This window comes from Roseicella frigidaeris (genome assembly GCF_003258945.1).
Lineage (GTDB): Bacteria > Pseudomonadota > Alphaproteobacteria > Acetobacterales > Acetobacteraceae > Paracraurococcus > Paracraurococcus frigidaeris.
Window position 1 is genome coordinate 60,033 of the sequence record NZ_QLIX01000015.1, and the last position, 24,716, is coordinate 84,748.

At 72.8% G+C, this 24,716-nt stretch carries 25 protein-coding genes; 4 read left to right on the forward strand and 21 right to left on the reverse strand.

The window, feature by feature from the left end; all coding sequences use genetic code 11:
* Positions 1–34 precede the first annotated feature (34 nt).
* The 8 genes from accD to sppA form a co-directional block, all read right to left on the reverse strand.
* On the reverse strand, positions 35–967 hold the full coding sequence (gene accD / locus DOO78_RS17790) for an acetyl-CoA carboxylase, carboxyltransferase subunit beta (RefSeq protein ID WP_111471211.1): 933 nt from the start codon (positions 965–967) through the stop codon (positions 35–37).
* Positions 968–1,143: 176 nt separating this feature from the next.
* Complete coding sequence (gene trpA, locus DOO78_RS17795; RefSeq protein WP_111471212.1) at positions 1,144–1,965, reverse strand: tryptophan synthase subunit alpha; 822 nt, start codon at positions 1,963–1,965, stop codon at positions 1,144–1,146.
* Positions 1,962–3,200: a tryptophan synthase subunit beta gene (trpB, locus tag DOO78_RS17800; RefSeq protein WP_111471213.1), complete on the reverse strand. Its 1,239-nt coding sequence runs from the start codon at positions 3,198–3,200 to the stop codon at positions 1,962–1,964. The genes trpA and trpB overlap by 4 nt, the downstream gene beginning before the upstream one ends.
* Positions 3,201–3,234: 34 nt before the next feature.
* Positions 3,235–3,990 (reverse strand): phosphoribosylanthranilate isomerase, encoded by a 756-nt coding sequence (locus tag DOO78_RS17805; protein ID WP_456309640.1) that lies wholly within the window; start codon positions 3,988–3,990, stop codon positions 3,235–3,237.
* On the reverse strand, positions 3,987–4,700 hold the full coding sequence (pyrF, locus tag DOO78_RS17810; protein WP_111471214.1) for an orotidine-5'-phosphate decarboxylase: 714 nt from the start codon (positions 4,698–4,700) through the stop codon (positions 3,987–3,989). The genes DOO78_RS17805 and pyrF overlap by 4 nt, the downstream gene beginning before the upstream one ends.
* A gap of 13 nt (positions 4,701–4,713) precedes the next feature.
* Complete coding sequence (locus DOO78_RS17815) at positions 4,714–5,055, reverse strand: LapA family protein (RefSeq protein ID WP_111471215.1); 342 nt, start codon at positions 5,053–5,055, stop codon at positions 4,714–4,716.
* A gap of 185 nt (positions 5,056–5,240) precedes the next feature.
* Positions 5,241–5,558: an integration host factor subunit beta gene (gene ihfB, locus DOO78_RS17820; RefSeq protein ID WP_111471216.1), complete on the reverse strand. Its 318-nt coding sequence runs from the start codon at positions 5,556–5,558 to the stop codon at positions 5,241–5,243.
* Between the two features lie 46 nt (positions 5,559–5,604).
* Entirely contained in the window at positions 5,605–6,516 is a 912-nt protein-coding gene (sppA, locus tag DOO78_RS17825; protein WP_111471217.1) for a signal peptide peptidase SppA, read from the reverse strand.
* A gap of 259 nt (positions 6,517–6,775) precedes the next feature.
* On the opposite strand from sppA, the gene DOO78_RS17830 reads away from it, so the two are divergent.
* Positions 6,776–7,105, forward strand: coding sequence for a hypothetical protein (locus DOO78_RS17830; RefSeq protein ID WP_111471218.1), 330 nt, complete (start codon positions 6,776–6,778; stop codon positions 7,103–7,105).
* Between the two features lie 271 nt (positions 7,106–7,376).
* Here the strand turns inward: DOO78_RS17830 and rpsA are convergent, their stop codons facing one another.
* The 3 genes from rpsA to aroA form a co-directional block, all read right to left on the reverse strand.
* Positions 7,377–9,098, reverse strand: coding sequence for a 30S ribosomal protein S1 (gene rpsA / locus DOO78_RS17835; protein ID WP_111471219.1), 1,722 nt, complete (start codon positions 9,096–9,098; stop codon positions 7,377–7,379).
* A gap of 327 nt (positions 9,099–9,425) precedes the next feature.
* Complete coding sequence (gene cmk / locus DOO78_RS17840) at positions 9,426–10,079, reverse strand: (d)CMP kinase (protein WP_111471220.1); 654 nt, start codon at positions 10,077–10,079, stop codon at positions 9,426–9,428.
* Positions 10,076–11,425: a 3-phosphoshikimate 1-carboxyvinyltransferase gene (aroA, locus tag DOO78_RS17845; protein WP_111471221.1), complete on the reverse strand. Its 1,350-nt coding sequence runs from the start codon at positions 11,423–11,425 to the stop codon at positions 10,076–10,078. The genes cmk and aroA overlap by 4 nt, the downstream gene beginning before the upstream one ends.
* Positions 11,426–11,582: 157 nt before the next feature.
* Here aroA and DOO78_RS17850 point away from each other — a divergent pair, with 157 nt between their 5' ends.
* Genes DOO78_RS17850 through gyrB form a run of 3 tightly spaced genes read left to right on the forward strand, consistent with a single transcriptional unit; the run spans position 11,583 to position 15,643 of the window.
* On the forward strand, positions 11,583–11,909 hold the full coding sequence (locus tag DOO78_RS17850) for a TIGR02300 family protein (RefSeq protein WP_111471222.1): 327 nt from the start codon (positions 11,583–11,585) through the stop codon (positions 11,907–11,909).
* A gap of 45 nt (positions 11,910–11,954) precedes the next feature.
* Positions 11,955–13,139 carry a DNA replication/repair protein RecF gene (recF, locus tag DOO78_RS17855; RefSeq protein ID WP_111471223.1) on the forward strand — a complete coding sequence of 395 codons (1,185 nt, stop codon included), beginning with the start codon at positions 11,955–11,957 and terminating at the stop codon, positions 13,137–13,139.
* 56 nt (positions 13,140–13,195) lie between these two features.
* Positions 13,196–15,643, forward strand: coding sequence for a DNA topoisomerase (ATP-hydrolyzing) subunit B (gene gyrB, locus DOO78_RS17860; RefSeq protein ID WP_111471224.1), 2,448 nt, complete (start codon positions 13,196–13,198; stop codon positions 15,641–15,643).
* Between the two features lie 48 nt (positions 15,644–15,691).
* On the opposite strand, the gene DOO78_RS17865 is transcribed toward gyrB, so the two are convergent.
* The 10 genes from DOO78_RS17865 to bchC all read right to left on the reverse strand — a co-directional run bounded on the left by DOO78_RS17865 (position 15,692) and on the right by bchC (position 24,651).
* On the reverse strand, positions 15,692–16,156 hold the full coding sequence (locus DOO78_RS17865; RefSeq protein WP_243634586.1) for a c-type cytochrome: 465 nt from the start codon (positions 16,154–16,156) through the stop codon (positions 15,692–15,694).
* Positions 16,157–16,181: 25 nt separating this feature from the next.
* Complete coding sequence (pufC, locus tag DOO78_RS17870; RefSeq protein ID WP_111471226.1) at positions 16,182–17,240, reverse strand: photosynthetic reaction center cytochrome PufC; 1,059 nt, start codon at positions 17,238–17,240, stop codon at positions 16,182–16,184.
* Complete coding sequence (gene pufM / locus DOO78_RS17875; protein ID WP_111471227.1) at positions 17,237–18,217, reverse strand: photosynthetic reaction center subunit M; 981 nt, start codon at positions 18,215–18,217, stop codon at positions 17,237–17,239. The genes pufC and pufM overlap by 4 nt, the downstream gene beginning before the upstream one ends.
* A 68-nt stretch (positions 18,218–18,285) precedes the next feature.
* On the reverse strand, positions 18,286–19,110 hold the full coding sequence (gene pufL / locus DOO78_RS17880) for a photosynthetic reaction center subunit L (protein ID WP_111471228.1): 825 nt from the start codon (positions 19,108–19,110) through the stop codon (positions 18,286–18,288).
* Between the two features lie 82 nt (positions 19,111–19,192).
* Complete coding sequence (gene pufA, locus DOO78_RS17885) at positions 19,193–19,402, reverse strand: light-harvesting antenna LH1, alpha subunit (RefSeq protein ID WP_111471229.1); 210 nt, start codon at positions 19,400–19,402, stop codon at positions 19,193–19,195.
* A gap of 13 nt (positions 19,403–19,415) precedes the next feature.
* Positions 19,416–19,607, reverse strand: a complete 192-nt coding sequence (gene pufB, locus DOO78_RS17890; protein ID WP_408887579.1) for a light-harvesting antenna LH1, beta subunit — start codon at positions 19,605–19,607, stop codon at positions 19,416–19,418.
* A 141-nt stretch (positions 19,608–19,748) separates the two neighbouring features.
* The gene (bchZ, locus tag DOO78_RS17895) at positions 19,749–21,188 is read right to left on the reverse strand and encodes a chlorophyllide a reductase subunit Z (protein WP_111471231.1); all 1,440 of its coding nucleotides are present in this window, start codon (positions 21,186–21,188) and stop codon (positions 19,749–19,751) included.
* A gap of 5 nt (positions 21,189–21,193) precedes the next feature.
* Positions 21,194–22,699, reverse strand: coding sequence for a chlorophyllide a reductase subunit Y (bchY, locus tag DOO78_RS17900; RefSeq protein WP_111471232.1), 1,506 nt, complete (start codon positions 22,697–22,699; stop codon positions 21,194–21,196).
* The gene (locus DOO78_RS17905; RefSeq protein WP_111471233.1) at positions 22,700–23,683 is read right to left on the reverse strand and encodes a chlorophyllide a reductase iron protein subunit X; all 984 of its coding nucleotides are present in this window, start codon (positions 23,681–23,683) and stop codon (positions 22,700–22,702) included.
* Between the two features lie 35 nt (positions 23,684–23,718).
* Positions 23,719–24,651, reverse strand: coding sequence for a chlorophyll synthesis pathway protein BchC (gene bchC / locus DOO78_RS17910; protein ID WP_456309659.1), 933 nt, complete (start codon positions 24,649–24,651; stop codon positions 23,719–23,721).
* Positions 24,652–24,716 lie beyond the last annotated feature (65 nt).

The window sequence follows — 24,716 nt, forward strand, 5'->3', positions numbered from 1 at the left end:
GGGACACCGGGCGGGACGCCAATCGGGACACCGGTCACGGCGCCGGCCCGGCCCCCTCGGGCTCGGCCGGGGCGGGCAGCGGCAGCGGCGAGGCGGCGGCATCCTCGCCGCTCAGCCGTTCCGGCAGCCGCAGCAGGCCGATCAGCCGGGCCAGGGTCGGGCGCATCTCGGCGCGCCGCACCACCATGTCGAGGATGCCGTGCTCCAGCAGGTACTCGGCGCGCTGGAAGCCCTCCGGCAGCTTCTCGCGCACCGTCTGCTCGATGACGCGGGCGCCGGCGAAGCCGATCAGCGCCCCCGGCTCGGCGATCTGGATGTCGCCCAGCATGGCGAAGCTCGCGGTCACCCCGCCGGTGGTGGGGTCGGCCAGCACCACGATGAAGGGCAGCCCGGCCTCCTTCACCATGCGGGTGGCGATGACGGTGCGCGGCATCTGCATCAGGCTGATCGCGCCCTCCTGCATGCGGGCGCCGCCCGAGGCGGTGAAGACGATCAGCGGGCTGTCCTGCAGCACGGCGAGGCGGGCGGCGGTGACGATCGCCTCGCCGATGCCGGCGCCCATGGAACCGCCCATGAAGCTGAACTCGAAGGCGGCGGCGACGACGCGGTTGCCCTCGATGGCGCCATGCGCCACCACCACCGCATCCTCCTGGCCCGCCTTGGCCTGGGCCTCGCGCAGCCGGTCGCCGTAGCGGCGCTGGTCGCGGAAGCGCAGCGGGTCGGCCGGCGCCTTCGGCAGCTCGATCCGCTGCCAGCCCTCATCCAGCGTGTAGTCCAGCCGCTGCCGGGCGCCGATGCGCAGGTGATGCGCGCAATGCGGGCAGACATGCAGGTTCCGCTCGAGGTCGCGGTGGAAGATCATCTGCTCGCAGGCGGGGCATTTGTGCCAGAGATTCTCCGGCACCTCGCGCGGCGCGCCGAACAGCGTCTTGATCTTCGGCAGCGCCCATTCGCTGATCCAGTTCATCGGGCCCTCACACCAACGGCCGTTGATGGGTCGCCATCAACAAGCCCCTCAGACGCCGGGCGCAAACCTCCGGTTTGCCTGGCTTCGCCGCGTCGCGCTGACGGGCGCGCCCGGCGGCGCGACCGGCGGCGCCCATCCGGGCGCTCGGCATGAATGGAATATCCATGCCCTTGGTATCAGCCCTCGCCGCGGATCGCCTCGGCCAGGCCGCGCACCTGGTCGAGCACCTGGCGCACCGTCTCCGGCCGCGCCCGCCCCTCCTCGTCGAGCGAGGCGGCCAGCGTATCGACCAGCGCCGTGCCGACCACGGCGCCATCGGCCAGCCGCGCCGCCTCGGCCGCCTGCTGCGGCGTGCGGATGCCGAAGCCGATGCAGACGGGCAGGTCCGTGTGCCGGCGGATGCGGGGGATCGCCTCGGCCAGGCTGGCGCTGCTGGCGCTCCGCGTCCCGGTGATGCCGGCGATCGAGACGTAGTAGACGAAGCCCGAGGTGGCGGCGAGGACGCGCGGCAGCCGCGCCTCGTCGGTGGTCGGCGCCACCAGGCGGATCAGGTCGAGGCCCTGCGCCCGCGCCTGCGGCTCCACCTCGTCCGCCTCCTCCGGCGGGACGTCGACGATGATGAGGCCATCGACGCCCGAGGCGGCGGCATCGGTGCAGAAGCGCTCGATCCCATAGGCGAGGATGGGGTTGTAGTAGCCCATCAGCACCACCGGCGTCGCCGCGTTGCCGCGGCGGAAGTCGCGCACCATGGCGAGCACGCGCGAGAGCGTGCCGCCCGCCTTCAGCGCCCGGAGCGCCGCCCGCTGGATGGAGGGGCCGTCCGCCATGGGGTCGGTGAAGGGCACGCCGATCTCGATGACATCGGCGCCGGCGCCGGGCAGGCCGCGCAGGATGGCGAGGGAGGTGGCCGGGTCGGGGTCGTAGGCCTGGAGATAGGTGACGAGGGCGCCGCGGCCCTCGCGCTTCAGGGCGGCGAAGCGGTCGGCGATGCGGCTCACAGCTGCACGCCCAGATGATGCGCCACGGTGAAGATGTCCTTGTCGCCGCGGCCGCTGAGGTTGAGCACGATGAGGCCGTCCCGCTGCATGGTCGGCGCCCGCTTGATCACCTCGGCCAGCCCATGCGCGGATTCCAGCGCCGGGATGATGCCCTCGAGCCGCGAGCAGAGCTGGAAGGCCTCCAGCGCCTCGGTGTCGGTCGCGGTCACGTACTGCACCCGGCCGCTCTCGTGCAGCCAGGCATGCTCCGGCCCGATGCCGGGATAGTCGAGGCCGGCGCTGATGGAATGCGCCTCCTGGATCTGCCCGTCGCCATCCTGCAGCAGATAGGTGCGGTTGCCGTGCAGCACGCCCGGCCGGCCGCGGGTGAGCGAGGCGGCATGCTCCTCGGTGTCGACGCCGCGGCCGGCGGCCTCGACGCCGTACATCGCCACCGAGGCATCGTCGAGGAAGGGGTGGAACAGCCCCATGGCGGAGGAGCCGCCGCCGACGGCGCAGACCAGCGCATCCGGCAGCCGCCCCTCGGCGGCGAGGATCTGCTCGCGCGTCTCGACGCCGATCACGCACTGGAAGTCGCGCACCATGGCCGGATAGGGATGCGGGCCGGCGACGGTGCCGATGCAGTAATAGGTGTCGTGCACATGCGCCACCCAGTGGCGCAGCGCCTCGTTCATCGCGTCCTTGAGCGTCGCCGCGCCGGAGGTGACGGGGACCACCTCGGCGCCGAGCAGCTTCATGCGGAAGACGTTGGGCTGCTGCCGCTCGACATCGGTCGCGCCCATGAAGACGGTGCAGGGCAGGTCGAACAGGGCGCAGGCGGTCGCCGTCGCCACGCCATGCTGGCCGGCGCCGGTCTCGGCGATGATGCGGGTCTTGCCCATGCGCCTGGCCAGCAGGATCTGGCCGAGCACGGCGTTGATCTTGTGCGCGCCGGTGTGGTTCAGCTCCTCGCGCTTGAAGTAGACGCGGGCGCCCCGCCCCTCCCCCGCCCCCTGGCGCAGATGCTCGGTCAGCCGCGCGGCGTGCCAGAGCGGGCTCGGGCGGCCGACATAGTGCGTCAGCAGGTGCCGCCATTCCGCATCGAAGGCCGGGTCGCGCTTCGCCGCCTCATAGGCCTGCTCGACCTCGAGGATCAGCGGCATCAGCGTCTCGGCGACGAAGCGGCCGCCGAAGGGGCCGAAGCGGCCGCGGCCATCCGGGCCCTGGCGGAAGGTATTGGGCAGAGGCTTGTTCACTTGCGTTCCCCGGGGATCCCGCATCCCTCGCGCCTCATAGCGCCGCCGCCCCCCTGACGGAACCCGGGGCCGCGGCCCCCGCCCCGCCCCGCGCCGCGGCATCCTCTCCGCGCCGCGCCGCGGCGTCCTCTCCGCGCCGCGCCGCGGCGTCCTCTCCGCGCCGCGCCGCGGCGACGAAGGCGGCGATCAGCGCCGGGTCCTTCACCCCCCGCGCCCGCTCGACGCCGGAGGAGACATCCACCCCCGGGGCGCCGGACTGGCGGAGCGCCTCCGCCACCGTCGCCGGCGTCAGCCCGCCGGCCAGCAGCCAGGGGCGCGGGATGGGCTGGCCGGCCACGATCCGCCAGTCGAAGGCGGCGGCGTTGCCGCCCGGCAGGCTGGCCCCGGGCGGCGGCTTGGCATCGAGCAGGAAGCGGTCCACCGCCGGGGCGTAGTCGGCGAGCCGCGCCAGGTCGGCCGGCCTGGCGATGCCGAGCGCCTTCATCACCGGCCGGCCGAAGCGGGCGCGGATGGCGGCGGCGCGGGCCGGCGTCTCCTCGCCATGCAGCTGGATCAGGTCGAGCGGCAGGGCGGCCAGCGCCGCCGCGAGCAGCGCATCCTCCGGATCGACGAAGAGGCCGACGCGGAGCGGCCCGCCGGTGGCGCGGCGGGAGAGCGATGCGGCCTGTTCGGGCGTCACCGCCCGGGGCGAGGGCGGGTAGAAGACGAAGCCGAGGAGATCGGCGCCGGCGGCGAGGGCGGCATCGAACCCCGCCGCGTCCTTCACCCCGCAGATCTTGACCAGGATCACGCCGGCAGCCCGGCGGCGATGGCGCGGGCCGCCGCCGCGGGGTCCGAGGCGCCGGTGATCGGCCGGCCCACCACGATCCAGTCGGCGCCGGCGGCCACTGCCTCGGCCGGGGTTGCGGTGCGCGCCTGGTCGCCGCTCTCGCTGCCCGCCGGCCGCACCCCCGGCACCACCAGCAGCGGCGCGGCGCCGAAGGCGTCGCGGATCGGCGCCACCTCGCGCGGCGAGCAGACGAGGCCGTCCGCCCCCGCCTCCAGCGCCAGCCGGGCGAGGCGCAGCACCTGCTGCACCGGCCCGCCGGCCACCCCCGTCGCGGCGAGGGCCGCGGCATCGAGGCTGGTCAGCACCGTCACCGCCAGCAGGATCGGCCGCGCCACCCCGGCCTGCTCGGCCGCCTCGCGCGCCGCCGCCAGCATCGCCGCGCCGCCCGCGGCGTGCAGGGTCAGCATCGCCGGGCGCAGCGGCAGCAGGGAGCGGACGGCGCCGGCCACCGTGTTCGGGATGTCGTGCAGCTTGAGGTCGAGGAAGACCGGGGCCGCCCCGGCCATGGCCCGGACCGCCGCCGGCCCCTCGGCGGCGAAGAGCTCGAGGCCGAGCTTGAGGGCGCCGCAGCAGGGCGCGAGCGCGGCGGCGAGCGCGGCGGCGCGGGCGGGATCGGCGGTGTCGATCGCCGGGATCAGCCGCGCCGCGGGCTGCTGGGGGCGGGCGAGCATGCGGGCCGGCCGGTCAGGCCGCCGGCCGGCGCAGGGCGACGAGGCCGGTGCCGCCGCTCGGCGGGACCGGGCCGACCTGCTTGGCGGCGGCGGCGCGGAAATCGGCGAGCTCCGCCTCCATCGCCCGCGCCGCATCCTCCATCCGCCGGGCGCGGCGGCGATAGGGCAGGCTGGCCAGCCAGGTGACCAGGGCGCCGAAGAGGAAGCAGAGGGCGCCGATGAGCAGGATGGCGACCGAGAGCGGCGCCACCCAGGCCACGTCGAAGGGCCAGAGGCGCAGCGCGACCGCGTCGCGGTTCGACAGGCCGAACAGCACCAGCAGGATCAGCAGGGGCAGGAGTAGGATCCAGCGCATCGGGGCCTTCCGTCGGACGGGGGTCGGGCGGCATGCCTACAACCCGGGGCGCCGCATGGGAATGGCTAGAGCGCGATCGCCTGGGGCGGCCTCGCCGAAGGCGTAAATCACGCGGCCAAACAAGGGCCTAGACCAGGCTCCGCGAACCGGGGCGAGCGGATCGTGGTCCGGGCCGCTGGGCGGCCTCAGGCCTCGACCTTGGCCCGGGTCGCGGCCTGCGGCTCGCCGCCATTGACCCGCTCGCGCAGCTCCTTGCCCGGCTTGAAATAGGGCACCGCCTTGCCGGCCACCGGCACCGCGGCCCCCGTGCGCGGGTTGCGGCCGGTGCGAGCATCGCGCTTCTTGGCCGAGAAGGCGCCGAAGCCGCGCAGCTCCACGCGGTCTCCCCGCGCCAGGGCGGCGGTGATCTCGTCGAAGATCGTGGCCACGATCAGCTCGATATCGGGCTGGCGGAGATGCGGGTTCTCCGCGGCCAGATGCGCGATCAGCTCGCTCTTGGTCATTGCTGCCAGCCCCGCAAGGTGCCCCCCCTGGCCCGGCCGACCGGGATCAGCGGAAAACCTGCCAGAGCGGCGCCGGCCCGTCAACGCCAAGCCATTCTGAAATCACGGTTTTCACAGCTCCGCCCCAGGCCGCCCGGAGCAGCCGCTCGGCGGTGCCGCGCGGCTGCAGGTCGCGCACCGGCAGATCGGCCGCGACGCCCTTCTCGGCGGCGAGCCAGGCCCGCGCCTCCCGCTCGCCGCCGATCGCGTCCACCAGCCCGGCCGCGAGGGCCTGCCGGCCGGACAGCACGCGGCCATCCGCCAGCGGCCGCACCCGCTCCTCCGGCAGCTTCCGGCCGGCCACCACCATGGCGAGGAACTGCTCGTACATGTCGCCGACCACCCCCTGCAGCGCCGCCCGCCCCTCGCCCGAGAGCGGGTGCAGCGGGCTCGGCTGGTCCTTCAGCGGGCCGGAGGTGATCGCCTCGGTCCGCACGCCGAGGCGGGCCAGCAATTCCGAGCCGTCGAAGGTCTGCAGCAGCACGCCGATCGAGCCGGTGATGGTGGATTCGCGGGCGAAGATCCGCTCCGCCGCGACGGCGGTCATGTAGCCGGCCGAGGCGGCGGTGCCGCGCATCACCGCGACCACCGGCTTCGTCTCGCGCAGGCGCAGCAAGGCGCCATGCAGCATCTCGCCGCCGCCGACGCTGCCCCCGGGGCTGTCGATGGAGACGATGACCGCCTTCGCCGAGGCATCCCGGCCCAGCCGGTCGAGCGCCTCGGCCAGGCGCCGGTCATCGGTGATGATGCCCTCGACCGGCAGGCGGACGACATGGTCGCGCTCGAGCCACGGGCCGGTCCGGCCGAGCAGCAGGGCCATCACGCCGGCCAGCAGCAGCAGGACGGCGCCGGCCCGCCAGAAGGCCAGGCGCCGCTTCAGCCGCCGGCGGTCGATGAGGAGATCGGTCTCGAGGGCCATGCTCTGCTCCGGGCCTGTCCGCCAAGGGGCGATCGGCATGGGCGGCATCTTCCGCCCGGCCGCCCTCGCCGTGAATGCCCTGCAACGCTCCGCCAGGGCGCCGGGCGCGGCGCCGCGGCCATCGGTTCGCCACCGAGGCAATCGTGTCGCCTGGGCCACACTGCGTCCATCCTGCCAGGGTGGCGCGATGCAATCTCGTTGACCGGGCATTCCGCCTGCGTCCCAATGGGATGGCAAGCGACCAGGCGAGGAGATGACGATGCATTGCCCGCGCGTGATGGGAGGCCTGCTGCTCGCCTCCCTGGCCCTGGCGGCCTGCGAGCCGAAACAGGCCAGCGGACCGCTCAGCACCATGCCGACCGGCACCACCGAGTCCCTGTTGCGCCAGCAGCAGCTGCGGAACATGCAGGCAGATCCGAGCCGCGGCATGCAGAACCCGACGGTCACGAATGTCAGCCCCGGCGCGGCCGGCATCGAGCGCTCGGCCACGGGCGGCGCGGGCGGCACCGGCGCCGGGGCGCCGGTCACCGTCAATCCGGGCGCGGGCGGCATCGTCCGCGGCACCGGCATCGGCGCGCCGGTGCAGTGATACCAACGGCATGAATGGTCCATTCATGCCGAGCGCCCGAACGGGCGCCGCGCCGAGTGGCGCGAGGGCCCAGGCAAACCGGAGGTTTGCGCCCGGCAACTGAGAAGGCCGTTGATGGGTCACCAGCAACGGCCGTCAGTATGATACCGAGCGCAGGACGGTTGCACCGCCCTGCCCCTCACATGAAAAAAGGGCGGCTGCCGCATCGCCGCGGCAGCCGCCCTTCCCTTGTCCGCCCCGCGGCGCCGAGGCGCCGCGGGGATCGGGCCGATTACTCCTCGCCGGCCATCTCGCGGCGGCGGCGGATGGCCGCGCCGAGGATGTCGCCGAGCGAGGCGCCGCTGTCGGTCGAGCCGTATTCCTTCATCGCCTCGCGCTCCTCCTCGATCTCCTTGCCCTTGATGGTCAGGGAGAGGCGGCGGGCGGCGCGGTCCACGGCGACGACCTTGGCATCGACCTTCTCGCCCACGGCGAACTTGTCGGGGCGCTGGTCGCCACGGTCACGCGCGAGCTCGGCGCGGCGGATGAAGCCGGTCAGCACGTCCTCGACCTTCACCTCGATGCCGTTGGCCTGCACCTGGGTGACGATGCAGGTGACGACGTCGCCCTTGCGCACCTTGTCCAGCACCTCGGCGGCCGGATCGGCCTGGAGCTGCTTAATGCCGAGCGAGATGCGCTCCTTCTCGACATCGACGTCGAGCACCTTCGCCTTGACGATGTCGCCCTTGTTGAAGCGCAGCATCGCCTGCTCGCCGGCCTCGTCCCAGGAGATGTCGGACATGTGGACCATGCCGTCGATATCCGGGCCGATGCCGATGAAGAGGCCGAACTCGGTGATGTTGCGGATCTCGCCCTCGACCTCAGAGCCCGGCGGATGCGCCTCGAGGAACAGGTCCCACGGATTGCCCTGGGCCTGCTTCAGGCCGAGCGAGATGCGGCGCTTCGGCTCGTCCACGTCGAGGATCATCACGTCCACCTCCTGCGAGGTGGCGACGATCTTGCCCGGATGGACGTTCTTCTTGGTCCAGCTCATCTCGGAGACGTGGACCAGGCCCTCGACCCCCGGCTCCAGCTCCACGAAGGCGCCGTAGTCGGTGATGTTGGTGACGCGGCCGGAGAACTTGGCGCCCACCGGGTACTTCAGCGCGACGCCGTCCCACGGATCGGCCATCAGCTGCTTCATGCCGAGGCTGATGCGCTGGGTCTCGCTGTTGAAGCGGATGACCTGCACCTTCACCGGCTGGCCGATGGTCAGGGCCTCGGACGGGTGGTTGATCCGCCGCCAGGCGATGTCCGTCACGTGCAGCAGGCCATCGACGCCGCCGAGATCGACGAAGGCGCCGTAGTCGGTGATGTTCTTCACCACGCCGTCGAGGACCATGCCCTCCTTCAGGCCCTGGATGAGCTCGCTGCGCTGCTCGGCGCGCGTCTCCTCCAGCACCGCGCGGCGGCTGACCACGATGTTGCCGCGGGCGCGGTCCATCTTGAGGATCTGGAAGGGCTGCGGGCTGCCCATCAGCGGGCCGACATCGCGCACCGGGCGGATATCGACCTGCGAGCCGGGGAGGAAGGCCACGGCGCCGCCGAGATCGACGGTGAAGCCGCCCTTGACCCGGCCGAAGATCACGCCGTTGACGCGCTGCTGCGCCTGGTAGGCCTTCTCGAGGTTGGTCCAGGCCTCCTCGCGCCGCGCCTTCTCGCGCGACAGGACGATGGAGCCGTCCCGGTCCTCGTAGCGCTCGACGAAGAGCTCGACGACATCACCGGGCTGCACCTCGGGCTTCTGGCCCTGCGGCGCGAATTCCTTGAGGGGGACGCGCCCCTCGCTCTTCAGTCCCACATCCACGACGGCGTAGTCGTCATCGATGCGCAGCACGCGGCCGGAGACCACCGAGCCGGCGAAGCCGGTATCGGCGCCGAGCGTGGCATCGAGCAGTGCGGCGAAGTCCTCGGACCCCGCATCCTGATGAGCGAGGCTGGTGGCGGTTGCCATGTAGCGATCTGTTCCTGGGAAGCCTGCGAGATGCAGGCAAGCGCCCTGCGCCCCCGCCGCGGTCCCGGATCGATACCGGGGGCAAGCGGGCACGACCTGGCCCGGCCCCAGCCCTCCCCGTGCGGGAGCGGCAATGGCGCATCGGACCCGTGTGCTGGGGCGGCGTTTCGGCCCGCCCGTTACCGGTTCGTCCAGCGGGGCGTCCAGCTAGGCCAGACCCCCGGAACACGAACGCCGCGGCCCCCCTAGGCGCGCGGTTGAACGTGGCTAAGCCCTTGTCGGAAGGGCGTCAAGCGGAATCGCGCGCCATCGCCCAGATCGTTCAATTCAGGCCGGACGTTCGCCCAGCCGTTCCCGGACCAGCGCCAGCGCCATGGCGAAGGCGGCCTCCGCATCCAGCGCCGTGGTGTCGAGCAGCCGGGCATCCGCGGCCGGGCGGAGCGGCGCCACGGCACGGCCGGCATCCCGGGCGTCGCGCTCGCGCAGCTCGGCCTCGACCGCGGCCGGGTCGGCGGCGACGCCGCGCCCCTGCAGCTCCAGCCAGCGGCGCTGCGCCCGCTCCGCGACGCTCGCGGTGACGAAGAGCTTCACCGTTGCCTCGGGGAAGACGACGGTGCCGATGTCGCGCCCGTCCAGCACCGCGCCATGGCGCCGGCCGAAATCGCGCTGCCAGTCGAGCAGCGCCGCCCGGACCGCCGGGATGGCGGCCACCGCGCTCGCCGCCCGGTCGGCCTCCGGCCCGCGCAGGTCGCCCCGCTCGAGATCGGCCGGCGCCAGGGCCCGCGCGGCGGCGGCGGCGGCGGCGGCATCCGCGGGGTCGGCGCCCCGGTCGAGCACGCGCCGGCCGACGGCGCGGTAGAGCAGGCCGGTGTCGAGATAGGGCAGGCCGAGGGCGGCGGCGAGGCGGCGCGCCAGGGTGCCCTTGCCGGCCGCGGCCGGGCCGTCCACCGCGACCACCAGCCGCGCGGCGCCCCGGCTCATGCCGGGCCGATGGCCGGCCCGCCGGCGGCGCGGTTCAGCAGGGCGGCGAAGCCGGGGAAGCTGGTCTCGATGAAGGCGGCGTCGTCCACCGCCACCGGGGCCCGGGCGGCGAGGCCCATGACCAGGGCGCTCATCGCCAGCCGGTGATCCATATGGGTGGCGACGAGGCCGCCGCCCGGGATGGCGCCGCCGGTGCCCTGCACCAGCAGGTCGTCGCCCTCGATCCGCGCCGCGATGCCGTTCGCCGCCAGCAGCGCCGCGGTCGCCGCCAGCCGGTCGCTCTCCTTCACCCGCAGCTCGGCGAGGCCGCGCATCCGCGTCTCCCCCTCCGCCGCCGCGGCGACGACGGCAAGCACCGGGTATTCGTCGATCATCGCGGGCGCCCGGCCCGGCGGCACCTCCACCGCCCGCAGCGGCCCGGCCTCGGCGGTGACGTCGCCCACCGGCTCGCCGCCGGCGATGCGGGCATTCTCCACCGTGAGCCGCGCCCCCATCTCGCGCAGCGTGGTCAGCAGCCCGGTGCGGAGCGGGTTCAGCCCGACATTCTCCACCGTGATCCGGGAGCCCGGGACCAGCAGCGCCGCCACCAGCAGGAAGGCGGCCGAGGAGGGATCGCCCGGCACCAGGATCGGCGCCGCCGCCAGCTCCGGCTGGCCCTCCAGCTCGATCAGCCGTCCCTCCGGCAGGTCCTCCACCCGCACCGTAGCGCCGAAATGCCGCAGCATGTTCTCGGTGTGGTCGCGCGTCCGCTCGGGCTCGACCACCCGCGTGGTGCCGCGGGCGCAGAGCCCGGCGAGCAGGCAGGCCGACTTCACCTGGGCCGAGGCGACCGGCAGGGTGTAGTCGAGCGGCAGGGCATCGACCGCGCCCTGCACCGCCAGCGGCAGCCGGCCGCCCTCCCGGGCCCAGAAGCGGGCGCCGGTCGCGGCCAGCGGATCGGTGACGCGGCGCATCGGCCGCTTGCGGAGCGAGGCGTCGCCGGTCATCACCGCGAAGATCGGGTGCCCGGCCAGCAGCCCGCAGAGCAGCCGGGCGGCGGTGCCGGAATTGCCCATGTCGAGCACATCCGCCGGCTCCACCAGGCCGCCGACGCCGCGGCCTGCGACGCGCCAGGCGCCGGGCCCGAGCCGCTCCACCGCGGCGCCGAGCGCCCGCATGGCGGCGGCGGTGCGCAGCACGTCCTCGCCCTCCAGCAGGCCGGCGATCTCGGTGGTGCCGACGGCCAGGGCGCCGAACATCAGGGCGCGGTGGCTGATCGACTTGTCGCCGGGGACGGCATGGCGGCCGGAGAGGCCGCGCGCCGGCGCCGAAGCGCGCAAAGGTTGCAGGGCGTCGGGCTGGGCCATGCGGCGCGTTTGACATGGGCGATGCCGCGTGGCAATGCGCCAGACCCTTTTTTGGCCGCCCGCTGCCCGTCCCCGCCCGGGGCGAGGCGGGCGGTCGCGCCGTTCCCGCCATCCGGCCCCGGCCGGCGGACGGCCCGAGCTGCGAGGCGTCTCCCCCATGGCCAAGCCCGAACTGGGCCTCAAGCGTGTCTGCGTTGCCTGCAGCACGAGATTCTACGACCTGATGCGGGCGCCGGCCGTCTGCCCGAAATGCGGCACCGAGCAGCCGGCCGAGCAGCCGCGCCTGCGCCGCACCGCCGGCGCGCTGCCGGCCGAGGACAAGCTGAAGAAGCGCGTCGCCGCGCCGGAGGCGGAAGGCGACGAGGTGGAGCTCGAGGATGTCGAGGGCGACGAGGCGGTCGAGGACGCCGAGGAGCTCGAGGACGATGCGGAGTCGATCGGCGACGAGCTCGAGGTGGAGAACGACCGCGACGAGGAAGGCTGAGGCCTTCCGCCCGGCCCCTCCCGGCTCCCCGGAGGCGGGCCGCTGATGGCGCCGGCCCCCGGCCTCCATCTCGGCCGGCTGATGCTGCGGGACTTCCGCAGCTGGCCGGCGCTGACCATCCCGTTCCAGGGCCGGATCATCCTCGTCACCGGCCCGAACGGCGCCGGCAAGACCAACCTGCTGGAGGCGGTCAGCCTGCTCGGGCCGGGCCGCGGGTTGCGTGGCGCGCGGACCGTGGAGCTCGGCCGCCAGGAGGGCGGGGCGCCGCTGCCCTGGGCCGCGGCGGGGCGCTTCCATGACCCCTTCGGCCAGGCATTCGACATCGGCACCGGCACGCCCGAGGGCGGGCCGCCGGAACGCCGGGTCCTTCGCCTCGACGGCGCCCCGGTGCGCTCCCAGGCCCTGCTGGCCGAGCGGGTGGCCGCGGTCTGGCTGACGCCGCAGATGGACCGGCTGTTCCAGGATGGGGCGGGCGACCGGCGCCGCTTCCTCGACCGGCTGGTCTGGGCGCTGGAGCCGCACCATGCGCGCGAGGTGGCGGGCTACGACCAGGCCATGGCGCAGCGCAACCGCCTGCTGGCGCAGGCGCGGCGGGAGGGCGCCCGGGCCGACCCGGCCTGGCTGGCCGGGCTGGAGGACGCCATGGCCCGGCACGGCGCCGCGACCGCCGCCGCCCGGCGCGGGCTGGTGGCGCGGCTCAACGCCCTTCTGGCGGAGGGCGTGACCGGCGCCTTCCCGGCGGCGCGGCTGGCGCTGCAATGCCCGGTCGCCGCGGCGCTGGCCGAGGCGCCGGCGCTGGCGGTGGAGGAGCGGCTGCGGGCCGAGTGGGCCGCCAGCCGCGGCCGCGACGCGGCGGCCGGGGCGACGCTCAGCGGGCCGCACCGGGCCGACCTGCTCTTCACCCATGCGCCGAAGGACCTGCCGGCCGCGCTCTGCTCCACCGGGGAGCAGAAGGCGCTGCTGGTGGCGGTGGTGCTGGCGCATGCCGGGCTGATCGCCGCCGCCCGCGGCTTCGCGCCGCTGCTGCTGCTGGACGAGGTGGCGGCGCATCTCGACGCGACCCGGCGCGAGGCGCTCTTCGCGGCGCTGGCCGGGCTGCCGGCCCAGGCCTTCCTGACCGGCACCGATGCCGGCCTCTTCGCCCCCTTGCGCGGCCTGGCCGAGGGGTTCCGGGCGAGCCCCGGGCAACTCGTTGCGGACACGGATTTTGCCGTGCCCCGCGCCGTCTGAATCCCTATATTAGGGCGTGTTTCCCGCCCCGAAGACCTGAGGAGTTTGCCGCCGGCATGAGCGACGCAGCCGCGCGCGCCGAACCGACCCCGCCTGACCGCACCGGGGACGATTACAACAGCGCTTCCATCACCGTCCTGCGTGGCCTCGAGGCCGTGCGGAAGCGGCCTGGCATGTATATCGGCGACACCGATGACGGCTCGGGCCTGCACCACATGGCCTTCGAGATCATCGACAACGCCGTCGACGAGGCGCAGGCCGGCTTCGCCACGCGGGTGGAGGTGACGCTGAACGGCGACGGCTCCGTCACCGTGCGCGACGACGGGCGGGGCATCCCGGTCGACATCCATGAGGAGGAGGGGATCTCCGCCGCCGAGGTCGTGCTGACCCGGTTGCATGCCGGCGGCAAGTTCAACCAGAACTCCTATAAGGTCTCCGGCGGCCTGCATGGCGTCGGCGCCGCGGTGGTGAACGCGCTGTCCGAATGGATGCATGTGCGGATCTGGCGCAACGGCATCGAGCATCTCGTCCGCTTCGCGCATGGCGAGACGGTGCAGCCGCTGACCATCCTCGGCCCCTCCGAGGAGCGGAGCGGCACGGAGGTGACCTTCAAGCCCTCCTCCGGCACCTTCACCAAGGTCGAGTATGATTTCGCCGTGCTCGAGCGGCGGGTGCGCGAGCTCGCCTTCCTCAATTCCGGCCTCTCCATCTCGCTGAAGGACGACCGCCACGTCCCGGCGCAGGAGGTGCTGTTCGACTTCAAGGGCGGCCTCGTTGCCTTCGTCGAATGGCTCGACCAGGGCAAGGAGCCGCTCTTCCGGCCGCCCGTCAGCCTGGTCTCGAAGGAGCAGGAGGGCATCCGGGTCGAGCTGGCGATGTGGTGGAACAACAGCCCGCGCGAGGTGGCGCTGTGCTTCACCAACAACATCCCGCAGCGCGACGGCGGCACCCATCAGGCCGGCTTCCGCCAGGCGCTGACCCGCGTGGTGGCGAAATACGCCGACGACCTGGCGAAGAAGGAGAAGGTCGAGCTCGTCGGCGAGGACATGCGCGAGGGGCTGACCTGCGTCCTCTCGGTCAAGGTGCCGGACCCGAAATTCAGCAGCCAGACCAAGGACAAGCTGGTCAGCTCCGAGGTGCAGCCGGTGGTGCAGGCGGCGGTCGCCGATGCCCTGTCCCACTGGTTCGAGACGCATCCGAAGGAAGCGAAGAACGTCCTCGAGCAGGTGGTGCTGGCCGCGGCGGCGCGGAAGGCGGCGCAGCTCGCGCGCGAGAAGGTGGGGCGCAAGAACGCGCTCGACATCTCGACCCTGCCCGGCAAGCTCGCCGATTGCCAGGAGAAGGACCCGAGCAAGTGCGAGCTCTTCCTGGTGGAGGGCGACAGCGCCGGCGGCTCGGCCAAGCAGGGGCGCAACCGCGCCTTCCAGGCGATCCTGCCGCTCAAGGGCAAGATCCTGAACGTCGAGCGGGCGCGCGTCGACAAGATGCTCTCCTCGGCCGAGATCGGCACGCTGATCACCGCCCTCGGCACCGGCATCGGCCCGGGCGAGCCGGCCAAGGGCGGGTTCGACGCCAACAAGCTGCGCTACCACCGCATCGTCATCATGACGGACGCGGATGTGGATGGCAGCCATATCCGCACCCTGCTGCTCACCTTCTTCTTCCGGCAGATGCCGGAGCTGATCGAGCGCGGGCATCTCTACATCGCCCAGCCGCCGCTCTACCGCGCCAAGCGCGGAAATGACGAGCGCTACCTGAAGGACGACCGGGCGCTCGAGGACTACCTGCTCGAGAAGGCGCTCAACGGCGCGACGCTCTCGCTCGGCGATGGCCGCGTGCTGGCGGGCGAGGCGCTGCGGGCGGAGGCGGAGGCGCTGCGGCAGACCGCGGCGCGCATCCGCCGCCTCGCCGCGCACGTGCCGGCCGAGATCGTCGAGCAGGCCGCCGTCGCCGGCGCCCTCACCCTCGATGCCGAGCGCGCGACCGCCGCCGCGGCGGCCCTGGTCGGCCGGCTGAACATGTTGGCCCTGCCGGCGGAGCGGCACTGGAACGCCGCGCCGGGCGAGGCGGGGCTGCAGCTCTGGCGCACGGTGCGCGGGGTGACGGAGCGCTACGCGCTGACGCCGGTGGCGCTGCGCAGCGCCGAGGCGCGCTGGCTCGACGAGCGGCGCGAGGCGCTCGGCCGGCAATTCGCCGAGGGCGCGGTGCTGGCGCTGGACGGCGCCGAGACCCCCGTGCCGGGTCCGGCCATGGCGCTGGAGCGGCTGCTGGCGCAGGGCCGCAAGGGGCTGACCATCCAGCGCTTCAAGGGGCTGGGCGAGATGAACCCCGAGCAGCTCTGGAAGACCACGCTCGATCCGGCGGTGCGCACCCAGCTCAGGGTCAAGGTCGAGGATGTCGAGGCAGCGGAGACCGTCTTCTCGACGCTGATGGGCGATGTCGTGGAGCCGCGGCGGGAGTTCATCGTCGACAACGCGCTGAAGGTCGCCAATCTCGACGTGTGAGGCCGGATTGCCGGCGGCATGGTTCCCGGACCATGCCGCGCGGCGGGGTTAGCCCTGCGACTTGAGGAAGGCGATCACGTTCTTCCGCTGCTCCTCGTCCTTCAGGCCCGGGAAGGACATCTTGGTGCCGGGCACGATGCCGCGCGGGTTCTCGAGATAGGTGTTCAGGTTGTCCTCGGTCCAGACCCAGCCTTCCTCGCCCTTGGCCTTCATGGCGGAGGAATAGGAATAGCTGGAGAGGCTGGCCGCCTTCCGACCGACGATGCCGTGCAGGTTGGGGCCGACACCGTTGCGGCCGTTATCCTCGATGACATGGCAGACGCGGCATTGATTGAAGACGCGCTGGCCTGCGGCCGCGTCCTGCGCCGCCACGGGAAGGCTCGGGAGAACGCCAAGGGCGATCGCGACTGTCAGTATGGTACGTTGCATGCGGCATTCCTCTGCGGGTGCGGTGCGGCGCGTCACCATGCCGGGCGCGCGGCGCCGCCCCGCAGACCCGCCCTGCCGGGCCATGGACCATGCCATGGCCCAGGCAGGCTCACTGCGCGGCGTTCTCCCGGACTTCGCGCAGTTCTGGGTAGTCACGCAGCAGCGGGGCGCCGTAGAGGGGCTTGAAGGCGCCGCGATGGCAGGTCGCGCAGTTCGCCTTCAGCGCATCGCCCAGCGGCCCGTGGCGCTCCGGCGGCATGACGTTCCGCAGCGGCTCGATATAGTTGCCGTTGACGTCGCGCAGCATGCGTATGCCGTGCCAGGCCGTCGCGCGCGGCGGGCTGCTCTCGTCCCAGTCGAAGAAGGCGCGGCTGTTGTGGCAGTAGGTGCAGTTCACGCCGAGAGCCTCGGAGAAATGCACCATCAGCCCGTAGGTCCACTCCGTCTGCTTGATGGAGGAGCGGTTCACCGCCGGTGCATCCGGCCGCGTGATCACGCGGATCTCGTGATCCTGCAGCAGGAAGGGCGTGAAGGCGTCGTAGGGCAGCGAGGTGAGGCCGACCGAGGGCGCCGCGAGGTTCTGCCCGGTGGAGGATTCCAGCAGGCCCGTCGAGCGGCCCTGCGCCGGCGTGGTGGACCAGACCGCCGCCGGCACCGGCTGGCCGCGATGGCAGGTGTAGCAGGTCACGCCCGTCTCCCCGACATGCGTCTGCCACTTGCCATTGATCTCGTGCACCATCTGCAACATCCGGCGTGCCACCACCTTGGTGTAGCGGTCATCCGCCGCCAGGTTCTCCGGGTTGTGGCAGTAGTTGCAGCCGCCGTTCTCCACGCTGCCCTCGGGCGACACCCACTCGGTCATCGCCTGCATCAGCCGCAGGAACTGCGCGTTCGAGAGGTTGCCGAGGACCTTGACGTTCTCGTAGATCTCGGAGGCGCGCGGCCCGTCGTTGTCGGCGGGGTCCAGCACCTCCGGCAGCCGCACGGCGGCGAGATCCGCCGCCACCGTCCGCGGGTTGTAGACCAGCTCCATCCCGGTGCCCCGGAAGCCGCGCTGCACCGATTCGACCGGCGGCCGCTCGAAGGTGGTCAGCACGATGGCCAGGACGACCAGCACCGCGATCGACGACGAGACGCCAAGCACGAAATTCCTGCCGAAGCCGTTCATCGTGCCGCTCCCGTCATCAGGCCTGGGTCGGCGACATGCGGCCAGACGGCCGGATAGGCCGGCGCATAGCCGTGCTTGATCGCCCAGAGGTACCAGTTGTCGACCACCGTGCCGGTCAGCAGGATGCCGATGCCGCCCGTCAGCGGGCACAGCACGGCGAACCACCAGGCCCAGCGGTGGATGCTCTCGAAGGTCGCGTTGAAGCCCATGGTCCAGCGCCAGAAGATGGCGCAGCGCTCATGCGCCGTGCCGCGATCGATCACCTGCTCCACCTCGCGCTCCGAACCGAACCGCCCGGCGGCGAGGATGGTCGCGCCATGCATGGCGAAGAGCAGGGTGGAGCCGTAGAGGAAGACGATCGAGAGGGCGTGGAACGGGTTGTAGAAGAGATTCCCGTAGCGGATCGAGAAAGCCGCGGTCCAGTCGAGGTGCGGGAAGATGCCGAAGGGCACCGCCTCGCCCCAGCTTCCCATCAGCAGCGGCCGGATGAAGCCGAGCACCAGGTAGAGCCAGATCGCGGCGGCGAAGGCCCATGGCGTGTGCGTGCCGAGGCCGAGCTGGCGCGACCGCTGGTACACCCGCAGCCACCAGAGCAGGACCGACAGGGTGAGGAAGAAGCCGGCCATCAGCCACCAGCCCCCCTCCTGCAGCGGCGGCAGGCGCAGCCCCCAGTGCGGCGCCGGCGGCTCGAGCGCCAGCCAGGGCAACTGGCGGATGAACTGCACCGGGTCCCAGTTCACCGAGGCCCACATGTTGAGGCCGATGATCTCCACGGCGACGAAGCCGCAGATCAGCGACATCAGGCCGAGCCAGCCGAGATAGATCGGCCCGACCTGCGCATCGCCGATCTGTCCGAGGAGATGCGAGAAGGAGACCTGGCCGCCGCGCGGCTCGTCCGCGCGGGCGACGGGCACGCCGGAATAGGCGGGCCCGCGCACCTGAACGCGGGTGAAGAGGTTCTGGTACTCATACCCCATGGCCTAGGCCCCTCCTCCAGCATGTTCTCTTGGCGCGCCGGCACGGGGGGGCCGGCGCGCGGGTCTTCTCAGCTCCAGATCGGCAGGCGCAGCCACCAGCCCCACCATTCCGGCCAGCCGCGCGTCCAGAACGGCCCGCTGATGACGATGCACACCGCGCTCCAGAACCCGGCGCTCAGCGCCAGGAACAGGCCGAGGCGGTGGATGCCGAGCGTGCCGATCGAGTATCCGATGATGTCGCGATAGAAGGTGTTCTCGTGTTCCGCCGTCTTCACCGGCTCGCCCTTCTTCGGGTTCAGCGCGGCCAGGACGAGGGAGGCGTGCAGCGAGAGCGCGAAGGTCGTGGTGAAGAAGAAGGTCACCGCGAGCATGTGCGCCGGGTTGTAGTGGAAATGCAGGTACTGGTACCCGACATTGGAGACCCAATCGAGATGGCTCCAGATGCCGTAGGGGAAGCCGTGCCCCCAGCCGCCCATGAGCACCGGCCGCACGACGACGAGCGTGATATAGGCGAGGATGGCGACGCTGAAGGCGACCGGGATGTGGTAGCCCATGGCCAGCTTGCGGGCGATCTCCGCCTGCCGCAGCGCCCAGGAGCAGAAGGCCCCGATGGCGCAGACCGTGATCGCCTGCCATAGCCCGCCGGCCTTGAGCGGCGCGAAGCCGAGGCCGTAGCGGAGATCCGGCGGCGGGATGTTGATCAGCCAGATGTTGAAGGTGCCCTGCAGCGCCGCGCCGTAGACGATCAGCGCCGTGCCGAGGGCGCTGAAGAAGATCGTCGTGACGCCGAAGAAGCCGACATAGAACGGCCCCACCCAGAAATCGAACAGGTCGCCCCCGAGCAGGGTACCGCCACGGACGCGGTACTTCCTCTCATAGCTCAGCATCGCCATGCCGTGGTTCTCCCTCTGCCCGGCCATCCCGGTCTTGGGCGGGGCACGCGGCCCCGCCCGGTTCTCCGGCGGGACGGCCGCGTTACCGTGTCGTCCCCGGCGCCGGTGCCGGCAGCGGGGTCATCTGTCCCGCCGTGGTTCCGGGCACCGCCGTGCGGCGAGCCCCCTCCAGCCAGTTGAACCTGTCGGTGCTGAGCAGGATGAAGTGGATCAGCAGCGCCAGGACGAGCAGGAAGGTGAAGAGCGCGACGAGCGCCCGTCTCGGATCGAAAAGCAGCCAAACGCGCCACATGGCGTTTTCCTCCCTAGGTCAACATCGTCAGCAGGCTGCTCGCGCCATCCAGGAGCGAGGTCCGGTACCCGTCGACGCCGGGCAGCCAGGGACGCCACTGCCAGACGAGGAAGTGGGCGATGATGGCGATCACGGTGAAGACGATGAAGCTGGTGACGAAGATGCTGTGAAACTCCCTCGCCTCCGGCTCGGTCAGTCCCGACAAGGAGACATCTCTCTTGTCCCTTGCGTCAGACATGCTGGCACCTCTCGGTGTTTGGCCTCGCGGCCGTTGCCGCGCGGGTCCCGCGCGGCCGGGATCGCCGCAGCGCTTCGCGTCGCGGACGATGAGGGAGGCCAGGGCGGCTCATGCCGCGCCCTCCTCGAGAAGCGAGCGGGCGAGGCGATCGGCCGTCACGCGCCGCTCGCCGGCCGCACGGGCCTTCCGCTCGGCATTCTCGCGCAGGCGCTTGGCCGCGGAGATGCGCAGCAGGAAGGGCTCGGCCTGCAGCCGTTCCTCCAGCATCAGCAGGGCCGCCTCGTCCCAGCTCTCGGCGGCGCGCGCCGGCGTGGGATCGACCCGGTCGAGATCGGTGCCGAGCGGCAGGATGTGGAAGAGCGCATCGAAGAGCGCGTTGCAGTATTCCTGCACCACATAGGCCGCGCCGGCATAGCCCATGAAGGGCGTGCCGGTGCTCCGCCGGATGATCGCGCCGGGGAAGGAGGCGGGGATGTAGATGGCGCGGCTGCGCAGCTCGGCCGCGTACATGCGCTCGTTGTAGGAGCCGAAGAGGACGAGCGGCGGCGTGTCGCGCATCGCCTGGCGCACCGCCGCGTTGTCGGTCTTCTCGCCCGGGCGGCGCTCGAAGGCGAAGGCGCAGGGAATGCCGAGCTCCTCCTCGAGCAGCCGGCGCAGGCCGCGCGCATAGGTCTCGGTCGCCACCACAGCGAAGGAGGCGCTGGCGAAGAAGTCCTGCGTCACGCTCCGCCACAGGTCCCACAGCACCTTCAGCGTGGTGTGCTTCTCGCGCTCGATGAAGGGCTCGGGGTCGAGGCCGGTCAGCTCCCCCAGCTTGCGCAGGAAGTTGGTGGTGGCGAAGACGCCCATCGGCGCCATCAGCCAGGGCCGCTCCAGCGTCTCGCAGAGCCGCCGCCCGAACTCGCGGTAGAGGCAGATGTTGACGTCGGCATCGGGCAGCTTCGCGATGTCCTCGATATGGCTGCCGAGGGGGAAGACGAGGTTCACCACGCAGCCCATGCCCTCCACCAGGCGGCGGATCTCGGCAAGGTCGGAGGGCATGTTGAAGGTGCCGTAGATCGGCCCGATGATGTTGACGCGCGGCGGCTCGCCGGGCTTGCGCGTGCGCGGCCGGACCTTGCCGCGCCGGTCGCCGAACTCCGTCCAGAGCCAGTTGATGGCGCGGTCGGCCGCCTGCCACTGGTCCTCGTCGATGGTGCGCGGGATGAAGCGGCGGAGGTTGCTGCCCTCGGGCGTCACGCCGCCGCCGATCATCTCGGCGATGGAGCCGGTGACGACCACCGCCGGCAGGTCGGGGTCCTGGGTGCCGGCGGCGCGCCGCAGCGCGCCCTCTGTGCCGTTCTGCGACAGCGCGTCCTCGTCGAGGCCGGTGACGACGATCGGCAGCTCGTGCGGCGGCAGCGCATCCGTGTAGTGCAGCACCGCCGTCACCGGCAGGTTCTCGCAGCCGACCGGCCCGTCGATCACCACGCGCAGCCCGCGCATGGCGGTGAAGGCATAGACGGCGCCCCAGTAGCCGCCGGCCCGGTCGTGATCGAGCACCAGCATCGCCGTCAGCTCCCCACCGCCTCGTCCGCCTTGGCCCGCATGGCGCGCAGCTTGCGCTGGCGCTCGCGGAAGCCGGGCGGGTCGGCGGGCTTGCCGCGGCTGCCATAGCCCGCGGCCTCGCCCGCGCCGACGCCGTCGAAGAAGGCGACCATGCGGGAGAAGCGGCCGGCCTGGCGCGTCTGCGCCGCGACGATGCCGGCGAGCGCGCCGGCGCCGGCGGGGCCGAAGAGCGGCCGCGCCGAGACCATGTTGGTGAAGTAGAGCGCCGGGATGCCCAGCTCCTTGGCCGCCTGCACCAGCGGCGTGGTGCCGAGGGCGAGGTCCGGGCGGGTCTCGCGCATTGCCGCCAGGTCCTGCTCCAGCGAGGCGCGGTACTGCACATGCGCGCCGCGCGCCTCCAGCCAGGCGCGGTCGGGCTCGCTCCATTCGGTGCGCGGCAGGGCGGTGCCGACATAGGGCACCTCGGCGCCGGCCTCGACCAGCAGCCGGGCGACCAGCAGCTCGGAGCCCTCGTAGCCGGAGACCGTCACGCGCGCCTGGACCGGGTGCAGCGCCAGGGCGGCGCGGGTCGCCGCCACGGCCTGGTCGGTCGCGGCGCCGATGCGCGCGGCCGGCAGGCCGGCGGCGCGGCCGATCGCCTCCAGCCAGGCGGCGCTGCCCTCGACGCCCACCGGGCCGGAGCCGATGACCGGCCGGCCGGCCGCGTGGAACTCGCGCACCGTCGCGGTGTAGAAGGGATGCAGCGCCGCGGCCGCCAGGCAGTCGAGCGAGGCGTAGAGGTCGCGCCACTCGCGCGCCGGCAGCGGCGGCGCCAGGCCGAGGCCCATCGGCCGCAGCAGCGCGGCGATGCCGGGCGGATCGGCCGGGAAGAGCTCGCCGATCGGCGCCACCATCGGCTCGCCGTCCCGCCGCTCGCGCGGCCGCGCCACCGGCCCCGCCGCGGCCTCCTGCCGGGCCGCCCGCAGCATGGCGCCGGCCAGCACGTCCTTCGCCTCGGCATGCGTCGGCACGCCGAAGCCGGGCACGTCGATGCCGATGATGCGCACGCCGTCGATCTCGCGCGGCAGCCGGTCCAGCGGCACGCCGGAGGCGGTGGGGACGCAGAGGTTGATCACCACCACCGCGTCATGCTCCTCCGGCCGGGCGGTGTCGCGGACGGCGTCGCGGATGTCCTCGAACAGCCGGCCGGTGACGAGCGTCTCCGAGTTGAAGGGCACGTAGCCCACCGTGCGGCGCGCGCCGTAGAAATGGCTGGTGAAGGTGAGGCCGTAGACGCAGCAGGCCGAGCCGGAGAGGATCGTCGCGACCCGGCGCATGCGCAGCCCGACGCGCAGCGCGCCGAAGGCGGGGCACATGGATTGCGGCTGGTCGTGCGGGCCGCGCGGATAGTCGGCCAGCATGCGGTCGAGCGCCGCGCTCTTGCCGGCGGCGCGGGCGGCCGCCTGCATGGTCTCGCGGCCGCCATGGCAACCCTCGCCCGGCGGCAGCGTGGGGGATGCCACGTCGCTCATTCAGACGCTTCCCTCGTAGACGACCTCGAGGGAGGGGCGCGCCAGCGTCGCGGCGGCGCACATGTCCTCCATCGTCGCCGGCTGCAGCACCACGTCGCGGCCGACCGCGTCGCCCGAGAAGAGGCCGAGCAGCGCCTCCTGCGCCAGGGGCGTCGGCCGCAGCGGCGGCGCCTCGGCGACGCTGCTGCCGAGCGCCTCGAAGAGCGGCCCCCAGCGCCCGCCCGGCTTGCCGATGATCTCGTAGCTGGCGCTCTTGCGGCGGATGTCCTCGTCGGCCGGGATGGCCGCCAGCACCGGGATGCCGGCGGCGGCGGCGAAGGCATGCGCCTCGCCGGTGCCGTCATCCTTGTTCACCACCATGCCGGCGACGCCGACATTGCCGCCGAGCCGGCGGAAATACTCGACCGCCGAGCAGACGTTGTTCGCCACGTAGAGCGACTGCAGGTCGTTCGACCCGACGACGATCACCTTCTGGCACATGTCGCGGGCGATCGGCAGGCCGAAGCCGCCGCAGACCACGTCGCCCAGGAAGTCGAGCAGCACGTAGTCGAAGCCCCAGTCGTGGAAGCCCAGCTTCTCCAGCAACTCGAAGCCGTGGATGATGCCGCGGCCGCCGCAGCCGCGCCCGACCTCCGGCCCGCCCAGCTCCATGGCGAAGACGCCGTCGCGCTTGAAGCAGACATCGCCGATCTGCACTGCCTCGCCCGCTGCCTTCTTGCGCGAGGAGGTCTCGATGATGGTCGGGCAGCTCCGCCCGCCGAAGAGCAGCGAGGTGGTGTCGCTCTTCGGGTCGCAGCCGATCAGCAGCACCCGCTTGCCCTGCTGCGCCAGCATGTAGCTGAGGTTGGCCAGGGTGAAGGACTTGCCGATGCCGCCCTTGCCGTAGATGGCGATCACCTGCGTCGCGCGGGACGCCTCACCGCCCGTGTCCGGCGCGGGCGCCTCTGCCGCCTCCGCGCGCAACCGCGCGTGCAGGCTGGCCATAGGCTGCGCCGAACCGGCGGAGACGAGGGGTGCGTTCATGCGGAACCTCTCCAGTCCAGGACCATCTTCAGGCAGGCGGGATCGCCGAAGGCGGTGCGGTAGGCCGCCTCCGCCTCGCTGGCGGCGCGGCGATGGGTGATCAGGCCGTCCAGCGAGAGCCGCCCCTCCGCCACCAGGCGGGCGACGGCGTGCAGGTCGTCGGGCTTCCATTCCGCGGCGACGCGGATGCGCGCCTCGCGCAGGAAGGCCGGCGGGAAGGCGAAGCGCAGCGGCTCGGCATAGAAGCCGGCGAGCACCACCTCGCCGCCCGGCGCCAGCCGCGCGATCGCTGTGTCCAGCACCGCCGGATCGCCGCTCGCGTCGTAGATCGCGCGGTAGTCGCGCCGCGCATCCGCTTCCGGATGCAGCACGGCATAGCCCTCGGCGCCGGCGGCGCGGGACGGGTCGCGCTCCCAGACCACCGGCGGCGGCGCGCTGGCGAGCGGCGCCAGCCGCGCCAGCAGGCGGCCGAGCACGCCATGCCCGACGACGAGGTCCGGCGCCCGGGCCTGCGGCGCCGCGAGGGCGTGCCAGGCGGTGGCGGCCAGCGCCAGCAGCACGCCGCGCTCGCCGAGCCCGGCCTCGATGCGGATGGCCCGCGCGCCGGGCACCACGAGACGCGAGGCGGCGCCGCCGAACAGCCCGCGCACCTCGCCGAAGCAGCGCGCGCCGGGGATGAAGACGGTCTCGCCGGGGCGCAGCCCGGCCTCCGGCCCGGCCGCGGCGACCTGGCCGACCGACTCGTAGCCGGGCACCAGCGGATAGCCAAGGCCGGGGAAGGGCGGCATCCGGCCGGACCAGAGCAGGCGCTCCGTGCCGGTGCTGATGCCGCTCCAGGCCACCTCGACCACCACATCCGCCTCGCCGGGCGGCGAGAGGCTGAGGCGACGGATCGCCAGGCGCTCTGGCTCCTCGAGGATCACGGCCATGGTGTCCACTGCGGGACTCCGGGTGCTGATGTTTGTAAGTTTAAACTGACTATTACTTCTGTCAA

Excerpts from the sequence above, each read along its gene's own strand:
- pufM (WP_111471227.1), bottom strand. The coding sequence starts at position 18,217 with ATGGGGTATGAGTACCAGAACCTCTTCACCCGCGTTCAGGTGCGCGGG.
- sppA (WP_111471217.1), bottom strand. The coding sequence starts at position 6,516 with ATGGCCCTCGAGACCGATCTCCTCATCGACCGCCGGCGGCTGAAGCGG.
- accD (WP_111471211.1), bottom strand. The coding sequence starts at position 967 with ATGAACTGGATCAGCGAATGGGCGCTGCCGAAGATCAAGACGCTGTTC.
- pufC (WP_111471226.1), bottom strand. The coding sequence starts at position 17,240 with ATGAACGGCTTCGGCAGGAATTTCGTGCTTGGCGTCTCGTCGTCGATC.
- gyrB (WP_111471224.1), top strand. The coding sequence starts at position 13,196 with ATGAGCGACGCAGCCGCGCGCGCCGAACCGACCCCGCCTGACCGCACC.
- bchC (WP_456309659.1), bottom strand. The coding sequence starts at position 24,651 with ATGGCCGTGATCCTCGAGGAGCCAGAGCGCCTGGCGATCCGTCGCCTC.
- rpsA (WP_111471219.1), bottom strand. The coding sequence starts at position 9,098 with ATGGCAACCGCCACCAGCCTCGCTCATCAGGATGCGGGGTCCGAGGAC.
- pufL (WP_111471228.1), bottom strand. The coding sequence starts at position 19,110 with ATGGCGATGCTGAGCTATGAGAGGAAGTACCGCGTCCGTGGCGGTACC.
- bchZ (WP_111471231.1), bottom strand. The coding sequence starts at position 21,188 with ATGCTGGTGCTCGATCACGACCGGGCCGGCGGCTACTGGGGCGCCGTC.
- pyrF (WP_111471214.1), bottom strand. The coding sequence starts at position 4,700 with ATGCTCGCCCGCCCCCAGCAGCCCGCGGCGCGGCTGATCCCGGCGATC.
- pufA (WP_111471229.1), bottom strand. The coding sequence starts at position 19,402 with ATGTGGCGCGTTTGGCTGCTTTTCGATCCGAGACGGGCGCTCGTCGCG.
- ihfB (WP_111471216.1), bottom strand. The coding sequence starts at position 5,558 with ATGACCAAGAGCGAGCTGATCGCGCATCTGGCCGCGGAGAACCCGCAT.
- cmk (WP_111471220.1), bottom strand. The coding sequence starts at position 10,079 with ATGAGCCGGGGCGCCGCGCGGCTGGTGGTCGCGGTGGACGGCCCGGCC.
- DOO78_RS17865 (WP_243634586.1), bottom strand. The coding sequence starts at position 16,156 with ATGGCCCGGCAGGGCGGGTCTGCGGGGCGGCGCCGCGCGCCCGGCATG.
- DOO78_RS17815 (WP_111471215.1), bottom strand. The coding sequence starts at position 5,055 with ATGCGCTGGATCCTACTCCTGCCCCTGCTGATCCTGCTGGTGCTGTTC.
- recF (WP_111471223.1), top strand. The coding sequence starts at position 11,955 with ATGGCGCCGGCCCCCGGCCTCCATCTCGGCCGGCTGATGCTGCGGGAC.
- DOO78_RS17850 (WP_111471222.1), top strand. The coding sequence starts at position 11,583 with ATGGCCAAGCCCGAACTGGGCCTCAAGCGTGTCTGCGTTGCCTGCAGC.
- DOO78_RS17905 (WP_111471233.1), bottom strand. The coding sequence starts at position 23,683 with ATGGCCAGCCTGCACGCGCGGTTGCGCGCGGAGGCGGCAGAGGCGCCC.
- aroA (WP_111471221.1), bottom strand. The coding sequence starts at position 11,425 with ATGGCCCAGCCCGACGCCCTGCAACCTTTGCGCGCTTCGGCGCCGGCG.
- bchY (WP_111471232.1), bottom strand. The coding sequence starts at position 22,699 with ATGAGCGACGTGGCATCCCCCACGCTGCCGCCGGGCGAGGGTTGCCAT.
- DOO78_RS17830 (WP_111471218.1), top strand. The coding sequence starts at position 6,776 with ATGCATTGCCCGCGCGTGATGGGAGGCCTGCTGCTCGCCTCCCTGGCC.